The organism is Micromonospora desertarenae (assembly GCF_056150265.1).
In genome coordinates this window covers 467,888-484,629 of sequence record NZ_JAXCFQ010000005.1, presented here as the reverse complement: position 1 = coordinate 484,629, position 16,742 = coordinate 467,888, and the positions used below count along the sequence as shown (strand labels likewise).

Genomic DNA, 16,742 nt, shown 5'->3' with positions numbered 1-16,742 from the left:
CGGCGGGCTTGGCTGTCAGCGAATGTCGCGCCGCCCAACGGATGGGCGCGCTGACCTGCCGGATAGGGTGACCGGGTGACCGAGCCCGCGTCCGCAGCCCGCATCGTCGTCCTGGTCTCCGGCTCCGGCAGCAACCTCCAGGCGCTGCTGGACGCCTGCGCCGATCCGGCGTACGGCGCGCGGGTGGTGGCCGTCGGCGCCGACCGGCCCGGCACGGGTGGCGTGCGGCGTGCGGCGGCGGCCGGCGTACCGACCTTCGTGGACGAGCTGAAGGCGTACCCCTCCCGCGAGGACTGGGACGCCGCGCTCACCGCGCACGTCGCCGAGCACCGGCCCGACCTGGTCATCTCCGCCGGTTTCCTCAAGCTGGTCGGCCCGCACTTCCTGGCCGCGTTCGGCGACCGCTACCTCAACACGCACAACACCCTGCTGCCGGCGTTCCCCGGCATCCACGGCCCGCGCGACGCCCTCGCCTACGGGGTGAAGATCACCGGGGCCACCCTCTTCTTCGTCGACGCCGGGATGGACACCGGCCCGATCGTCGCGCAGGTCGCCGTGCCGGTGCTCGACGACGACGACGTGGAGACGCTCACCGAGCGCATCAAGGAAGCCGAGCGGCGCCAGCTCGTCGAGCAGGTGGGCCGCCTGGTCCGCGAAGGTTGGACGATCACCGGAAGAAAGGTCACGGTCCCGTGAGTTCCACTCAGGACGAGCGCCGCCCGATCAGGCGGGCGCTGGTCAGCGTCTACGACAAGACCGGCCTGGTCGAGCTGGCCCGAGCCCTGCACGCGGCCGGGGTGGAGCTCGTCTCGACCGGCAGCACGGCGGCCACCATCGCCGGCGCCGGGGTGCCGGTGACCCCGGTGGAGACGGTGACCGGCTTCCCGGAGATCCTCGACGGCCGGGTCAAGACCCTGCACCCGAAGATCCACGGTGGACTCCTGGCCGACCTGCGCAAGGAGTCGCACACCGCCCAGCTCGACGAGCACGGCATCGCGGGCATCGACCTGCTGGTGTCCAACCTCTACCCGTTCCAGGCCACTGTCGCCTCCGGCGCCTCCGCCGACGAGTGCGTGGAGCAGATCGACATCGGCGGCCCGGCGATGGTCCGGGCGGCGGCCAAGAACCACGCCTCGGTCGCCGTGGTCACCGATCCGGCGGCGTACCCGGCGCTGCTGGCCGCCCTCGACGAGGGCGGGTTCACGCTGGCCCAGCGCCGCGCCCTGGCCGCCCGTGCCTTCGCCGACATCGCCGAGTACGACGTGGCCGTCGCCGAGTGGTTCGCCACCACGCTGGCCCCGCCCGCCGACGGGTGGCCGCGCTTCGCCGGGCTGGCCCTGCGCCGCGAGGCGGTGCTGCGCTACGGCGAGAACCCGCACCAGGAGGCCGCCGTGTACGCCGACCCGGCGAGCCCGCCCGGGCTGGCCCAGGCCGAGCAGCTGCACGGCAAGGAGATGTCCTACAACAACTACGTCGACGCGGACGCCGCCTGGCGGGCCGCCAACGACTTCCCGGACCAGCCGGCGGTGGCGATCATCAAGCACGCCAACCCGTGCGGGATCGCGGTGGGCGCGGACGTGGCCGAGGCGCACCGCCGGGCGCACGCCTGCGACCCGGTCTCCGCGTACGGCGGGGTGATCGCGGTGAACCGTCCGGTGAGCGTGGCGATGGCCCGGCAGGTCGCCGAGATCTTCACCGAGGTCGTGGTGGCCCCCGGCTACGACGAGGGCGCGCTGGAGCTGCTCCGGGCCAAGAAGAACGTGCGGCTGCTGCGCGCGCCGGAGTACGACCCGCTGCCGGCGGAGTGGCGGCAGGTCACCGGCGGCGTGCTGGTGCAGCTGCGGGACCGGATCGACGCCGCCGGCGACGACCCGGCGAACTGGCGGCTCGCCACCGGCGAGGCGGCCGACGAGGCGACCCTGCGGGACCTGGTCTTCGCCTGGCGGGCGGTGCGCGCGGTGAAGAGCAACGCGATCCTGCTGGCCAGGGAGGGCGCCTCGGTCGGCGTCGGGATGGGCCAGGTCAACCGGGTCGACTCCGCGCAGCTCGCGGTCAGCCGGGCCGGCGCGGACCGGGCGCGGGGCTCGGTCGCCGCCTCCGACGCGTTCTTCCCGTTCGCCGACGGCCCGAAGATCCTCATCGAGGCCGGCGTACGGGCGATCGTGCAGCCGGGCGGCTCGATCCGCGACGAGGAGGTCATCGCCGCCTGCAAGCAGGCCGGCGTCACCATGTACCTGACCGGCACCCGCCACTTCTTCCACTGACGCCCGCCCTCCGGGGTCGCCTTGATCATGGAGTTGTCGACCGTCCCGCCGGCGTGTCGTGCCACCAACTTCATGATCAGCGGCCCCGGGCGGAAGTCGTGGTCCGTTGATCGAGGTCACCGTTCGGGAGCCGTCCGCCGTGAGACGATCTGGGCGTGACGGCGACGCTTCTGGACGGTAAGGCGACCGCGGCCGAGATCAAGGACGAGCTGCGCGTGCGGGTGAAGGCCCTGGCCGAACGCGGCATCACCCCGGGGCTGGGCACGGTGCTGGTCGGCGCCGATCCGGGCTCGCAGGCGTACGTCGACGGCAAGCACCGCGACTGCGCCGAGGTGGGGATCGCCTCCATCCGCCGGGAACTGCCCGCCGACGCGACCCAGCAGCAGGTCGACGAGGTGCTCGCCGAGCTGAACGCCGATCCGGCCTGCCACGGCTACATCGTCCAGCTGCCGCTGCCGGCCCAGCTCGACACCCAGCGGGTGCTGGAGCTGGTCGACCCGGAGAAGGACGCCGACGGTCTGCACCCGGTGAACCTGGGCCGGCTGGTGCTCGGCTACGACGCCCCGCTGCCGTGCACCCCGCGCGGCATCGTCGAGCTGCTCCGCCGGCACGACGTGGCGCTGCGCGGGGCGAAGGTGGCCGTGGTCGGCCGGGGCAACACGGTCGGCCGCCCGCTCGGCCTGCTGCTGACCCGGCGCAGCGAGAACGCCACCGTCACGCTCTGCCACACCGGCACCCTCGACCTGGCCGCGCACACCCGGGCCGCCGACATCGTGATCGTGGCGGCCGGGGTGCCCGGGCTGCTCACCGCGGACATGGTCACCCCGGGCGCGGTGGTGGTCGACGTCGGCATCACCCGGGTGATCGGTCCGGACGGCAAGGGCCGCTACACCGGGGACGTGGCCGCCGAGGTCGCCGAGGTGGCCGGGGCGCTGGTGCCGATGCCCGGCGGCGTCGGCCCGATGACCCGGGCGATGCTGCTCACCAACGTGGTCGAGCGCGCCGAGCGGGGCTGACCGGCCGCGCCCGCCGGCCCGGCGAAACCGCCTTCCGCCCATCGAGGTCATAACCGTCCGCCCCTGGCCGGATCGGTGCCAGGATGACTGATACGGTCCGGAAAACCGACTGGTATCAGGGAGTGGGACGACCATGGGTAAGAAGGTCACTGTCGTCGGCGCCGGTTTCTACGGCTCGACCACCGCGCAGCGCCTGGCCGAGTACGACGTCTTCGACACCGTCGTGATCACCGACATCGTGGAGGGCAAGCCCGCCGGTCTCGCCCTGGACCTCAACCAGTCGCGCGCGATCGAGGGCTTCGAGACCAAGGTCGTCGGCGTGACCACCGGCCCGAACGGCGAGGGCTACGAGGCGATCGAGGGCTCGGACGTCGTGGTGATCACCGCCGGTCTGCCGCGCAAGCCGGGCATGAGCCGGATGGACCTGCTCGAGACGAATGCCAAGATCGTCCGTCAGGTCTCCGAGAACGTCGCCAAGTACGCCCCGAACGCCGTGGTCATCGTGGTGTCCAACCCGCTGGACGAGATGACCGCGCTGGCCCAGCTCGCCACGCAGTTCCCGAAGAACCGGGTGCTCGGCCAGGCCGGCATGCTGGACACCGCGCGGTTCACCAACTTCGTGGCGGAGGCGCTGAACGTACCGGTGAAGTCGGTGAAGACGCTGACCCTCGGCTCGCACGGCGACACCATGGTGCCGGTGCCGTCGAAGAGCACGGTGAACGGCAAGCCGCTGCGCGACGCGATGCCGGCCGAGCAGATCGAGGAGCTGGTCGTGAAGACCCGCAACGGTGGCGCCGAGGTGGTCGCGCTGCTCAAGACCGGCTCGGCGTACTACGCCCCGTCGGCCGCGGCCGCCCGGATGGCCAAGGCCGTCGCGGAGGACTCCGGCGAGGTCATGCCGGTCTGCGCCTGGGTCGACGGCCAGTACGGCATCTCCGGCGTCTACCTGGGCGTCGAGGCCGAGATCGGCGCCGAGGGCGTGAAGCGGGTCGTCGAGACCGACCTGGACGCCGACGAGCTGGCCAGCCTGAAGGAGGCCGCCGAGGCCGTCCGCGCCAAGCAGGCCGACGTCGCCAACATGTGACCTGAGCACCACCTCCGGAAGGGGCACGCCGCACCCGGCGTGCCCCTTCCGCCGTCTCCGCCCCCACCCATGCGGTTGATCATGAAGTTGTTGTCGCCCGCGTCGGCGTGTCGCGGCAACACCTTCATGATCAACGCGGCGACCCGGCCAGCGGGGGAGGGGGCGGTGGGGGTTAGAGGGGGAGGAACGGGGGGTTGAGGTGGGGAGTGGCGAGGATGGTGGGGGTCTGGGCGCCGAGGGTGCGTAGCAGGGTGGTGCGGGAGGCGCGGGCGGTCTCCGGGTCCATCTCGTGGGCGTACGCCAGGTTCGGGTCGACCAGTTGCACGGTGTGGACCAGCAGGTCTCCGGTGAGCAGCAGGCGCTCGTCGCCGCCGTCGAGCAGCACGCACTGGTGGCCGGGGGTGTGCCCGGGCGTCGGCAGCAGCCGTACGCCCGATCCGACGGTGGCCTCGCCGTCGACCACCCGGAGCTGGCCGGCGGCGCGCAACGGCGCGACCAGCCCGGCCCGCAACCCCGGGTTGATCGACCCCAACGCGTCCAGCTCGGCCCGCTGGACGAGGTAGTCGGCGTTCGGGAAGTACGGCGTGCCCGGCGAGCCGGTGACCGCCCAGCCGATGTGGTCGGTGTGCAGGTGGGTGAGCACCACGGTGCGGACGTCCGCCGGGTCGATGCCGGCGGCGGCCAGCTCGGCCGGGAGCCGGCCGGGCACCGGAGCCCAGCTCGCGGCGGGGGAGTCGGCCGGGCCGATGCCCGCGTCGACCAGGGTGACCGGCCCGTCCCCGGTGCGGATGGCGAAGCTGCGGAAGCGCAGCCACCAGCGCCCGTCGGCGGTGACCGCGGCCGGGTCCCGCTGGTCGGCCGCGCGCCAGTGCTCCGCCGTGGCGTGCGGGAACGCCTCCTCGCGGGGCTGGAAGAACGGCCCCTCGCCGTCGGTGAGCGCGGTGACCGTGATAGACCCGAGGGTGCGGTTCGGCGGCATCGGGCGATGGTGCCACCGATCCCGCTGGTCGGGCATCCCCGTTTTCCCGCGCCCGCATCCGGGCTGGTCAGCGCGCTGACGGAGGCCGGGTGGGGAACGCCAGCCGGTTCCAGTACGCTCGTACTGCTTGAGCACGTGTCCCCCGAGAGGAGCGCCGGCCGATGGCGAAGATCAAGGTAAACAACCCGGTCGTGGAGCTCGACGGCGACGAGATGACCCGGATCATCTGGAAGCAGATCCGGGAGCAGCTGATCCTGCCCTACCTCGACGTCGACCTGCACTACTACGACCTGTCGATCCAGCACCGCGACGAGACCGACGACCAGGTCACCGTCGACGCCGCCAACGCCATCAAGGAGCACGGCGTGGGCGTCAAGTGCGCGACGATCACCCCGGACGAGGCCCGGGTGGAGGAGTTCGGCCTCAAGAAGATGTGGCGGTCGCCGAACGGCACCATCCGCAACATCCTCGGCGGCGTGGTGTTCCGCGAGCCGATCATCATGTCCAACGTGCCGCGGCTGGTCCCCGGCTGGACCAAGCCGATCATCATCGGCCGGCACGCCCACGGCGACCAGTACAAGGCCACCGACTTCGTCGTCCCCGGCCCGGGCACGGTGACCATCACCTACACCCCGGCCGACGGCTCCGCGCCGATGGAGATGGAGGTCGCCAACTTCCCCGGCGGCGGCGTCGCCATGGGCATGTACAACTTCGACGAGTCGATCCGCGACTTCGCCCGCGCCTCCATGCGCTACGGCCTGGACCGCGGCTACCCGGTCTACCTGTCCACCAAGAACACCATCCTCAAGGCGTACGACGGCCGGTTCAAGGACATCTTCGCCGAGGTGTTCGAGAACGAGTTCAAGGCCGAGTTCGAGGCCGCCGGCATCAGCTACGAGCACCGGCTGATCGACGACATGGTCGCCGCCGCGCTGAAGTGGGAGGGCGGCTTCGTCTGGGCCTGCAAGAACTACGACGGTGACGTGCAGTCCGACACCGTCGCGCAGGGCTTCGGCTCGCTGGGCCTGATGACCTCGGTGCTGATGACCCCGGACGGCCGTACGGTCGAGGCCGAGGCCGCGCACGGCACGGTCACCCGGCACTACCGGCAGTACCAGAAGGGCGAGAAGACCTCGACCAACCCGATCGCGTCGATCTACGCCTGGACCCGTGGCCTGGCCCACCGGGGCAAGCTCGACGGCACCCCGGCGGTCACCGAGTTCGCCAACACCCTGGAGCAGGTCATCGTGGACACCGTCGAGGGCGGCCAGATGACCAAGGACCTCGCGCTGCTCATCTCGCGGGACGCCCCGTGGCTGACCACCGACGAGTTCATGAACGCGCTCGACGAGAACCTGGCGCGCCGCCTCGCCGCCTGATCGGTCGAACCGCACCACCCCGGAAGCCCGCCGGCACCCGCCGGCGGGCTTCCGCCGTTCCCGGTCGGCTGATCGACTCCGGGTCGGCGATCCGGGGGGCGTCCGGGGCGGGTGGACACCGCCACATCGGCGATCCGGCGTGCCGCCCGCCGTCGGCCCGGCCGCGCGTACGGCGTGTCGCGGGACGACACGCACGCAGCGTCACCTTCCCCGGCGCGCCTCGTTGACCTGGGTGGACGAGATGCCAGTCGCGTCCAGGAGGGTTGACGCGGGTCGCCTCGCGGCAGAGTGCCGATCAGCCAGCCTTCCCGGCTGTCGTGCACAGCCAGCCGTCCCTTCCCTGCGGGGGGCCCTGTCCCGGGCCCCCCGCGCCCTGTCACGGGCGTTCCAGACTCGGGAGCCGTGTCCGGGCATCCCGCCTCCGACGCCCTGTCCGGGCTTCCGGCTCCGCGCCCGTGCTGCCCCGGCGTCGTGCCCCGGTCCGGCCCCGCGCCACCGTCACGCAAGGGTCCGGACCTCGCGCCCGCGGCGAGGGTCCGTCGGGCGGTGAGAGCCCGTCGGGCGGCGAGGGCCCGTCTGGTGGCGAGGCGCGTCAGGCGGCGCGGAGCAGTTCGGCGGCCCGCTCCGGGGCGATGTCGTTGATGAACACACCCATCCCCGACTCCGATCCGGCCAGGTACTTCAGCTTGTCCTTCGCCCGCCGGATGCTGAACAGCTGCAGGTGCAGGTGGCCCAGCTCGCGGTCGACCCGGACCGGGGCCTGGTGCCAGGCCGCGATGTAGGGCATCGGCAGGTCGAACAGCGCGTCGAAGCGGCGCAGCAGGTCCAGGTAGAGCGGACCGAACGCGTCCCGCTCCGCGTCGTCCAGCGCCGGGATGTCCGGCACCGGCCGGTGCGGGGCGACGTGCACCTCGAACGGCCAGCGGGCGGCCGCCGGCACGTACGCCGTCCAGTGCTCGTTGGTGGCCACCACCCGCTCGCCGGCGGCCCGCTCGGCGGCGAGGACGTCGGCGTAGAGGTTGCCGCCGCCGGTGCGCTCGGCGTGCCGGCGGGCGGCGGCCAGCAGCGACCGGGTGCGCGGCGTCACGAAGGGGTACGCGTAGATCTGGCCGTGCGGGTGGTGCAGGGTGACGCCGATCTCCACGCCCCGGTTCTCGAAGCAGAACACCTGCTCCACCCCGGGCAGCTCGCCGAGCGCGGTGGTCCGGTCGGCGAGCGCGTCCAGCACGGTGCGCACCCGGCTCGGCGGCAGGCTGGCGAAGGAGGCGTCGTGGTCGGCCGTGAAGCAGACCACCTCGCAGCGCCCCAGCCCCGGCCGGACCGGGGTGAACGGGGTGATCTCACCCGGCTCGTCGGCCACCCGGCCGCTCAGCGACGGAAAGCGGTTCTCGAAGACCACCACGTCGTAGTCCGGCGCCGGGATCTCGGTGAGCCGGTCGCCGACGGACGGGTCCAGCGGGCACTCGTTCGCCGGCGGCAGGAACGTGCGGGTCTGCCGGTGCACGGCGACCGCCACCCACTCGTCGGTGAGCGGGTCGTAGCGCAGCTGCGAGGCGGCCGGCAGCGGGGGCAGCTCCCGACGGTCCGGCTGGTCGCGGACCGCGTCGTCGCGCTCGTCGAAGTAGATCAGCTCGCGGCCGTCGGCCAGCCGGATCGCCGTGCGCTTCACTGCGCCACCTCTCCACTCGTCGGGGCGGTCGTCCGTCCCCCGCCCGTCCCGGTCACCACCACCAGCTCACCCACCCGCTCGCCGAGTACCCGGCGGGCGTCGGCCGGCAACCGGTCGTCGGTGACCAGCACGTGGGCGGCGGCGAGCTCGACGATGGAGGAGATGCCGACCGTGCCCCACTTGGTGTGGTCGGCCAGCACCACCAGCCGGTCCGCCGCCGCCACCAGCGCCCGGTCGGTCTCGGCCTCCATCAGGTTGGGGGTGGTGAAGCCGGCCCGCTCGCTGATCCCGTGCACCCCGAGGAAGAGCAGGTCCAGGTGCAGCGACCGGATCGCGGCCACGGCCAGCGGCCCGACCAGCGCGTCCGACGGCGTACGCACCCCGCCGGTGAGCACCACCGTCTGATCGGACCGGCCGCCGGCGTGCAGGATCTCGGCCACCGGCAGCGAGTTGGTCACCACTGTCAGGCCGGGCACGTCGACCAGCCGGCGGGCCAGCTCGGCGGTGGTGGTGCCGGCGGAGAGGGCGATCGCCGCACCGGGCCGGACCAGCTCGGCGGCCCGGCTGGCGATGGCGGCCTTCTCCGGCAGCTGCCGCACCGACTTGGCCCGGAAGCCGGGCTCGTCGGTGGAGCCGGGGCCGGCGGCGGTCGCCCCGCCGTGCACCTTGGCCAGCAGGCCACGATCGTGCAGCGCCTCCAGGTCGCGCCGGATGGTCATGTCCGAGACGCCGAACTCGGCGGCCAGCTCGGTGACCCGGACCCCGCCGGTGCTGCGCACCCGGTCGAGGATGGCCGCCTGCCGCTGCTGCGCGAGCATCCCGCCGCACCTCCCGCGCCAGCCGCGCACTCTCACGCGGTCGAACGTGTTCCAACAAGAATGAACACTAGCGCGTACGGCTCGACAGCGGGAAGGAACCCCGGGGCGACGCCGGTGATCAGGTGGACTGGAGGCGGGGCTCGACCCAGCCCGTCTCGGTCAGGTGGTGCAGCACCGCCTGCACCGCCTCCTCGACGGTCAGGTCGGTGGTGTCGATGACCAGGTCGGCGTCGGTCGGCTCCTCGTACGGGTCGTCGACGCCGGTCATCCCGGTGAGCAGGCCGGCCCGGGCCCGCGCGTACAGGCCCTTGCGGTCGCGCTGCTCGCACACCTCCAGCGGGGTGGCGACGTGCACCAGCAGGAAGCCGGCCCCGGCCGCCAGCGCCATCTCCCGGGCGGTCGCCCGCGCCTGCGCGTACGGGGCGATCGGGCAGCAGATGCCGACGCCGCGATGCCGGGCGATCTCGGCGGCGACCCAGCCGATCCGGCGGACGTTGAGGTCCCGGTCGGTCTTGCTGAAGCCCAGCCCGGCGGAGAGTTCCCGGCGCACCACGTCGCCGTCGAGCAGGCTGACCGTCCGGTCGCCCTGCTCGCGCAGCGCGTGGGCCAGCCCGCGGGCGATGGTCGACTTGCCGGAACCGGACAGGCCGGTCAGGAAGACCACCAGGCCCCGGTGCCGGCGGGGCGGCCGGGCCCGGGCCAGCTCCTTGGCGACCGCCGGCGGGGTGTGCCACTCCGGCAGCGGGAAGCCCCGGTCCAGCAGATCGTCGATCTCGGCCTGGGTGAGCGCGAGGCGGCGGTTGCGCGGCGGGATGTCCTCCCGCCAGCGCCACTGCCCGTCCCGGTTGTCGTAGGCCAGCTCGCGCGGCACCAGCACCCGCAGCCCGGCCCCGGAGAGCATCTCGCCGGTGGAGAGCAGGTGGGTCACCCCGTACGCGGCGGAGACCCGGGCCCGCAGCAGCGCGTCGCTGATCTCGTCGCGGCGGCGGGACAGCGGCACCGCCACCAGCGTGGCCGGCGGCATCCGGTCGCGGGCGGCGAAGATGCTGCGCACCAGCGACTCCGGCGGCAGCCCGCCGGTGCCGTCCTCACCGACCGGGATCATCACCAGCAGGTGCGCGGCCAGGGTACGGGCGGCGTGCGCGATCTGGGCCAGCTGCGGCCGGTGCAGTGGCCGGTCGGCCACCACCCCGAGCACCCGGCCGGGAGGCAGCAGCGCCCGGATCTCCTCCGGGGTGCGGCGCAGCCGCTGGAACGGCCCGTGGCCGCCGTCGCCGAGCCGGCGCACCGTACCGCCGACCCCGGCCACCCCGTCGCGCACCTGCCAGGCGTCGGCCACGTCCAGCGCGGCCACCGGGGCGCCCTCGCCGTCGGTGAGCACCAGCACCCGGCGCGCCGGGTCCCGGGGGTCGAGCCCCTGGGCCAGTGCCGCGGGCACCTGGAGGGTCACCGCGACCTGCCACGGGGTGTCGTCGGCGAGCCGGCCGCGGCGGCTGACCGAGACCAGGTCGGCGCGGGTCATGAAACCGGTGAGCGGGGCGTACGCCCCGATCAGCAGCAGTTCCAGATCGGCCAGCTCACCGGGCCTCGGTGTGTACGCCGGCGCGTCCCGCAGCACCTCGTCGGACAGCACCCATCCGTTGCTCATCAGACCCCCAACCCGCTGACCGGCACACAGTTTCTCAGTCGACCGTGAATCGGTCGAGAGCGCCACTCCACTCCCGTCCGGTCGGCGGCGCGACCGGCGGTGGGAGGCGGCGACCCGGGTCGGCGGGGGTGCGGCGACCCGGGGCCGGGTGCGGTGCGCGGGGTCAGGCGGCGGGTGCCAGCGGCGCGGCGCCGAACGAGACGGCGAACCGCTTGCACCAGATGGAGACGCTGGTCAGCCCGGTCAGGTCGACTCCGGCCGGTATCTCGTAGCCCTGGTCGCCCCGGTTGCCCTTGAGCCGGCCCAACTCGACCCAGCGGCCGTCGTCGAAGACCCGCCAGCCCGCGGTGCCGGTGCGCACCGGCTGGTCGGTGAGCCAGACCCGCAGGTCCGGCCCGTTCGACGTGGCCAGTCCGACGAGTTCCAGCCGGTGCCGGCCGTCCACGCCCCGGACGATCCGGGCGGTGCCGGAGGTGTCGTGCTCGTGGGTGACGAAGGCGCCGCTGCGGATCACCGTCGGGCCGGCGGGCGGGGAGGGCGGGGCGGCGGTGCCGGTCGCCGGGCCGCTCGGCGCGGCGGTGGCCACCACCGACAGGTCCTCGTCGACCTCGGCGTCGGTGACCAGCTTCCACGGCTGGAACCACCAGAGGCCGAGCGCGGCTCCGGTGCCGACGGCGGCGACCACCAGCCAGGTCAGGGGTGTACGGAACAGGCGGCTGCGCATGGCATCCAGTCTCGCCGCCGGCCGGCGGGCGGTCACCGGGCCGGCCGGTTACGGGACCCTTACCGATCCCGCCGGGGCCAATGCGCGGGTCGCCCGCTGTCCATAGCTCGTCCACAGGTCGTTCACACGGTCTTCGCATGCTGGTCGGTTTCCCTTCCACCGGTCCGCACCGAGTGACCACCGGAGGAAGGCCCATGGGTCCACGGTTCACCCGCTCCGCCCGTCCGCCCGACCGGGCCGCCGAGCCCGACACCGCCCCGGCGGTCGAGCCCGGCACCGCCCCGGCGGCCGGACGTCCGGCGACGCCCCGGCGCGCCGCCGACCAGGCCGGTCACGCGCTGCGCGCGCCGAGCAAGCTGCACGCGTTCAACCGGTACGAGATCAAGTACCTGGTCGACACGGCGCGGGTGGCGGCGCTGCGGGAGCAGCTCGCCGCGCGGTTGGCGCCGGACAGCCACGGCACCGACGGCGGCTACGGCGTGTGGAGCGTCTACTACGACACCGCCGGGCTGCGGTTCTACTGGGAGAAGATCGAGGGCCTGCGGTTCCGCCGCAAGCTGCGGATCCGGCACTACGGCGACCGGTCCACGGTGGACGACGACAGCACCGTCTACGTCGAGATCAAGCAGCGGGTCAACCGGGTCACCCAGAAGCGCCGGATCGCGCTGCCGTACCGGACCGCCCGCCGGCTCTGCGACGAGCGGGTGCTGATCGAACACGACCCGTCCCAGCGGGGCTTCGTCGCCGAGGTGCTCGGTCTGGTCTCCGGCCTGGACCTGCGCCCGGTCGCGATGACCGGCTACCAGCGCGAGGCGTTCGTCGGGCAGGACGCCGACCTCGGCCTGCGGGTCACCCTGGACCACCGGGTACGCGGCCGGGATCGCGACTTCCACCTGGGCGCGGACGCCGAGAACCGGCTGATCGTCCCGCCGTCCCGGTCGATCGTCGAGGTCAAGGCCAACGAGCGGGTGCCGTACTGGCTCACCGACCTCGCCGCCCGCGCCGAACTCCAGGTGGTGCGGGTCTCCAAGTACTGCCAGAGCGTCGAGGCGTTCGGCCAGGCGCCGCGCTCGATCTTCCACATCCACGACCACGACCCGGCCGCCGACCTGACGGCGGCCGTCCCGGGAAGCGAGGCCTGAACTTTCATGGACATCACGTTCCAGGACCTGTCCGGCACCTTCAGCGTCGGCGACGTCGCCCTCGCACTGTCGCTGTCGTTCCTGCTGAGCACCATGATCGGCCTGGTCTACCGGGCCACTCACCGCAACGTGTCGTACAGCCAGTCGTACGTCCAGACGCTGATCATCCTCGGCATGCTGATCTCGCTGATCATGCTGGTGGTGGGCTCCAACATCGCGCGGGCCTTCGCCCTGGTCGGCGCGCTGTCGGTGGTCCGCTTCCGCAACGCGATCAAGGAGACCCGCGACGTCGGGTTCATCTTCCTGGTGATGGGCGTCGGCATGGCCTGCGGCACCCGGTTCTACACCCTGGCCGTGGTCGCCGCCTTCGCGATCAGCCTGGTCATCGTGGTGATGTACCGGTTCAACTGGTTCGCCCTCCAGGTGCAGCGGCAGGTGGTGAAGGTGCAGGTGCCCGCCGGCGGTGATCACACGGCGGACATCCAGGACGTGCTGGTCCGGCACACCAGCGAGTTCGAACTGGTCAGCCTGGAGTCGATCCGGGCCGGCGCGCTCACCGAGCTGATGTACACAGTCCGGCTGAAGAAGGGCAGCGAGCCGGGCGACCTGATCGCGGCGCTGAGCGAGCGGACCTCGGGGCAGCGGGTCACCGTGCTGACCGGCTACGACCAGACGGACCTGTGATGCAGCGGCTTCCCCGTCCGGCGCTGCCGCGCCGGCTCCGGCGCCGGATCCCGGTCCGGGTGCGGCAGAACTGGCGGCTGCTGACCACCTGCGTGGCCTTCCTCGCCGTCCTCACCCTGGTGCTCGGCACCGAACGGATCCGCCCGTACGTGGCCGGCGCCGGCGCTGCCGGAGCGGAGACGGTGACCGTCGACCTCGCCGGCACCCGGGACCTCTTCGACGCCGGGGCGGCCCACTCGATCAGCCTCACCTTCCGGGACGCGGACTACCAGCGGATGCTGGAGACGTACTGGAAGGAGGGGGAGAAGGAGTACGTCGAGGCGGACCTGGTCGTCGACGGCACCTCGATCCCCAGCGTGGGCATCCGGCTCAAGGGCAACTCGACCCTCGGCACGTTGACCTGGAATGGGGAGACCCGGCCGCGCCAGGGAGGGGAGGCGGGCGGGCCGGCCGGCGGTCAGCCGCCCGCCGGCCAGCGGCAGGGCGCCCGTCCGCAGGGGGTACGCCCACCGGGCGGCGCGGCCCCGGACGGCGCGGCTCCGGACGGTACGGCCCCGGGTGGGCCGGCCCTCGACGGCGCGGTCCCGGACGGGACGGCTCCGGATGGGGCCGCTCCCGGTGGCGCGGCTCCGGGCGTCAGCGGTCCCGGTGCCGGCGGTCCCGGTGCCGGCGGTCCCGGTGCCGGGACGGGTCGGGTCGGCCTGAAGGCGGAGGAACCGGAGACGCTGCCCTGGTTGATCAGCTTCGACGAGTTCGTCGAGGGGCGCCGCTACCAGGGGCACCGGGAGGTCGCGGTCCGGGTCGGCGGCATGGGCGGTGGCTCGACAGTGCTGAACGAGGCGCTGTCACTGTCCCTACTGGACGGCGTCGGCGAGACGACCCAGCGGTACGCGTACTCGTCGTTCACCGTCAACGACCGGCCGACCACGGCCCGGCTGCTGGTCGAGCACCCGGACGAGCACTTCGCCGAGCGGCTGGCCGGCGACGGGGTGCTCTACAAGGCGCTGGCCGGCGGCAGCTTCACCGACCAGGGTGACGACCCGACCGAGTACCAGGACGACTTCAAGCAGATCACCATGCGCGGCAGCCAGGATCTGCAACCGGTGATCAACCTGATCCGGTGGGTGCACTCGGCCAGCGACGAGGAGTTCGCCGCCACCCTCGCCGAGAAGGTCGACGTGCGATCCTTCGCCCGCTACGTCGCGCTGCAGAACCTGCTGCTGAACTTCGACGACATGGCCGGCCCCGGGCGGAACTACTACCTCTGGTACGACCTCGGCACGAAGAAGTTCAGCGTGCTCAGCTGGGACCACAACCTGACCTTCAGCGGCAACGCCACCCAGGGTCCGCACGACAGCGGCGGCCCGGGCCTGCGGGGCCCCGGCCGTGCCCCGGGAAACGCCACGACCCCGGACGCCGCCCCGGGCGCCGCCGGCACGCCGGACACCGCCGCCCCGGGAACCGGTGCCGTCCCGGACGCGGCCGCCGCCGGTGCCGCGCCCGACGGCGGGCGGCGGGGTGGCGCGATGGGCGGCCACCGGCTGAAGGAACGGTTCCTGGCCAGCGCCGCGTTCACCCGGGTCTACGAGGACGCGTACCGCGAGTTGTTCCAGGAGATCTACGGCAGCGGCCGGGCCGGCGGAGCACTGGACGCGATCACCACCGTGCTGAAGACGGTGGACGGGGTGGACGCCGCGGCGGTGGACCGGGACGCCGGTCAGTTGCGCACGCTCATCCAGCAGCGCACCGCGAGCCTGCGCGCCGACGAGGTGGTCACCGGGGGAGGCGGCGGCTGACCGCCCAGCGAGCCCGCCACCACAACCCCGCCCGGTCGCGCACCACCGGCCGGGCACCGTCGGACGAGAAGTGCAGGACGAGCGCCAGGGGGGTGTCCACGGTCCACCCGGCGCTGGTGATCCGGGCCTTCAGGAACCAGGTGCCCCTGGTCCGGCCGGAGTTGAGCCGGTCGAGCTCGACCGTGGCGGTGGCGTGGTGGACGAGGTGCAGCGTGCCGTCGTCCCCGGTCACCTTCTCGGTGTGGCAGGTGACCGGCAGGAAGACCTCCTCGTTGGTCTCCCGGCGCCGGGCGATCAGGTCGAGCCGGCTCTTGTCGAGCGTGCCGGTCGAGTCGCTCAGTGCGGGGTCGACGCCCGCCACCGGCAGCACCAGCACCTCCCGGTCGCCGTCGGCGGCGAAGGCCACCGGCCGACCCCCGGACTCCAGCCGGGCGGAGACGGCGACGGTGAGGGTCGAGCCGCTCAGCTCGCGGCGGTCCACGGCCCCGGTGGCCGAGATGCCCGTCTCCCACTCGGCCAGCCGGCGCAGGTCCTCGACCCGCCCCTGCTCGGCGAGGTGGGCGGCCACCCGTTGCAGGGGCGGCAGCCCGGCGGCGACCCCGGGCGCGAAGCGCTCCCGGATGATCTGCCGCACCTCGTGGGCGACCTGGTCGGTCCACTCCGGGGGGGCCTCCAGCAGGCGCCGCCGGCGCAGCCGGTGGAGCATCTCGTGGCGCAGCCACCGCCGGTGCAGCCGGTCCCGCACGTCACCCGGCGGGACGTGCGCGTCGACGATGTCGAGCGCCTCGCGCAGGCCGGCGAAGTAGCTGACCGGATCGAAGAACTTGCGGGCCGTGACGTTGCCGGCGTCCTGGCGTCGCCGGTGGTGGTAGCAGGTGTAGTCGGCCAGGACGCAGGTCCGCCGGGAGAGCAGGTAGGCCCGGACGACCATCCGGTGGTCCTCCAGCCGCAGGTGCGGCCCCTCCGAGAAGCGCAGCCGGTGCTCGTCGAGGAAGGACCGCCGGAACAGCTTGTGGCAGGTCAGGCTGTCGATCAGCGGGGCGTTCGCGAGCGTGGCGTCGAAGCGGTTGCGGCGGAACAGCTCCCGCGGCACGCGGCGGCCGTGCCCGGCCATCTTGCCGACCACCAGGTCGGCGTCGTGCGTCGTCGCGCAGTCGTGGAGCCGTTCGAGCGCCTCGTCGCCGAACCAGTCGTCGTCGTCGGCGAAGAAGACGTACTCGCCGCGGGCCCGCTCGACGCCCAGGTTGCGGGGCCGCGACGGCCAGCCGGAGTTCGGGATGTGCAGCACGTCGAAGTGCGGGTGCGCGGCGGCCAGTTCGTCCAGCCGGGCCGGCGTGGCGTCGGTGGAGCCGTCGTCGACGAAGATCACCTCGAACTCGCCGGGCGGCAGCGACTGGCGCAGCAGCGAGGCGACCAGCTTCTCGATGTGCGGCCCGCTGTTGTGGACCGGAACCACGACACTGACCCGGGGCGTCCTGGTGTCGAGGGGCATGCGTCCTCCGGTGGGCTCGCGCGACGGGTTCGGACAGTCGACGCCGA

General features: G+C 73.2%; 14 protein-coding genes. 8 read left to right on the top strand and 6 right to left on the bottom strand.

The window, feature by feature from the left end; all coding sequences use genetic code 11:
* Window positions 1–75 precede the first annotated feature (75 nt).
* The 4 genes from purN (at window position 76) to mdh (ending at window position 4,364) form a co-directional block, all read left to right on the top strand.
* Window positions 76–696, top strand: coding sequence for a phosphoribosylglycinamide formyltransferase (gene purN / locus SM577_RS13845; RefSeq protein ID WP_302919426.1), 621 nt, complete (start codon window positions 76–78; stop codon window positions 694–696).
* Window positions 693–2,264 (top strand): bifunctional phosphoribosylaminoimidazolecarboxamide formyltransferase/IMP cyclohydrolase, encoded by a 1,572-nt coding sequence (purH, locus tag SM577_RS13840; protein WP_302919425.1) that lies wholly within the window; start codon window positions 693–695, stop codon window positions 2,262–2,264. Before purN ends, purH begins: the two co-directional genes overlap by 4 nt.
* A 155-nt stretch (window positions 2,265–2,419) precedes the next feature.
* On the top strand, window positions 2,420–3,280 hold the full coding sequence (locus SM577_RS13835) for a bifunctional methylenetetrahydrofolate dehydrogenase/methenyltetrahydrofolate cyclohydrolase (RefSeq protein WP_302919424.1): 861 nt from the start codon (window positions 2,420–2,422) through the stop codon (window positions 3,278–3,280).
* A 133-nt stretch (window positions 3,281–3,413) separates the two neighbouring features.
* Complete coding sequence (gene mdh / locus SM577_RS13830; protein ID WP_302919423.1) at window positions 3,414–4,364, top strand: malate dehydrogenase; 951 nt, start codon at window positions 3,414–3,416, stop codon at window positions 4,362–4,364.
* Between the two features lie 172 nt (window positions 4,365–4,536).
* On the opposite strand, the gene SM577_RS13825 is transcribed toward mdh, so the two are convergent.
* Window positions 4,537–5,343 (bottom strand): MBL fold metallo-hydrolase, encoded by an 807-nt coding sequence (locus SM577_RS13825; RefSeq protein WP_474587035.1) that lies wholly within the window; start codon window positions 5,341–5,343, stop codon window positions 4,537–4,539.
* 161 nt (window positions 5,344–5,504) lie between these two features.
* Here SM577_RS13825 and SM577_RS13820 point away from each other — a divergent pair, with 161 nt between their 5' ends.
* Complete coding sequence (locus SM577_RS13820; protein ID WP_167179712.1) at window positions 5,505–6,722, top strand: NADP-dependent isocitrate dehydrogenase; 1,218 nt, start codon at window positions 5,505–5,507, stop codon at window positions 6,720–6,722.
* Window positions 6,723–7,314: 592 nt separating this feature from the next.
* Here the strand turns inward: SM577_RS13820 and galT are convergent.
* The 4 genes from galT to SM577_RS13800 form a co-directional block, all read right to left on the bottom strand.
* Entirely contained in the window at window positions 7,315–8,391 is a 1,077-nt protein-coding gene (gene galT, locus SM577_RS13815; RefSeq protein ID WP_302919421.1) for a galactose-1-phosphate uridylyltransferase, read from the bottom strand.
* Window positions 8,388–9,209, bottom strand: a complete 822-nt coding sequence (locus tag SM577_RS13810; RefSeq protein WP_302919420.1) for a DeoR/GlpR family DNA-binding transcription regulator — start codon at window positions 9,207–9,209, stop codon at window positions 8,388–8,390. The genes galT and SM577_RS13810 overlap by 4 nt, the downstream gene beginning before the upstream one ends.
* Before the next feature lie 118 nt (window positions 9,210–9,327).
* Window positions 9,328–10,857, bottom strand: coding sequence for an adenylyl-sulfate kinase (cysC, locus tag SM577_RS13805; protein WP_474579505.1), 1,530 nt, complete (start codon window positions 10,855–10,857; stop codon window positions 9,328–9,330).
* Window positions 10,858–11,020: 163 nt separating this feature from the next.
* Entirely contained in the window at window positions 11,021–11,581 is a 561-nt protein-coding gene (locus tag SM577_RS13800; protein WP_302919418.1) for a DM13 domain-containing protein, read from the bottom strand.
* 194 nt (window positions 11,582–11,775) lie between these two features.
* Between SM577_RS13800 and SM577_RS13795 the strand changes: the two genes are divergently transcribed.
* From SM577_RS13795 to SM577_RS13785, 3 genes are read left to right on the top strand one after another with little or no spacing between them, the layout of a single operon-like run.
* The gene (locus SM577_RS13795; protein ID WP_474587034.1) at window positions 11,776–12,723 is read left to right on the top strand and encodes a VTC domain-containing protein; all 948 of its coding nucleotides are present in this window, start codon (window positions 11,776–11,778) and stop codon (window positions 12,721–12,723) included.
* 6 nt (window positions 12,724–12,729) lie between these two features.
* The gene (locus SM577_RS13790) at window positions 12,730–13,407 is read left to right on the top strand and encodes a DUF4956 domain-containing protein (RefSeq protein WP_474587033.1); all 678 of its coding nucleotides are present in this window, start codon (window positions 12,730–12,732) and stop codon (window positions 13,405–13,407) included.
* The gene (locus SM577_RS13785; RefSeq protein ID WP_474587032.1) at window positions 13,407–15,203 is read left to right on the top strand and encodes a CotH kinase family protein; all 1,797 of its coding nucleotides are present in this window, start codon (window positions 13,407–13,409) and stop codon (window positions 15,201–15,203) included. Before SM577_RS13790 ends, SM577_RS13785 begins: the two co-directional genes overlap by 1 nt.
* Here the strand turns inward: SM577_RS13785 and SM577_RS13780 are convergent.
* Window positions 15,181–16,695 carry a glycosyltransferase family 2 protein gene (locus SM577_RS13780; RefSeq protein ID WP_474587031.1) on the bottom strand — a complete coding sequence of 505 codons (1,515 nt, stop codon included), beginning with the start codon at window positions 16,693–16,695 and terminating at the stop codon, window positions 15,181–15,183. The two genes, SM577_RS13785 and SM577_RS13780, sit on opposite strands and share 23 nt — an antisense overlap.
* Window positions 16,696–16,742 lie beyond the last annotated feature (47 nt).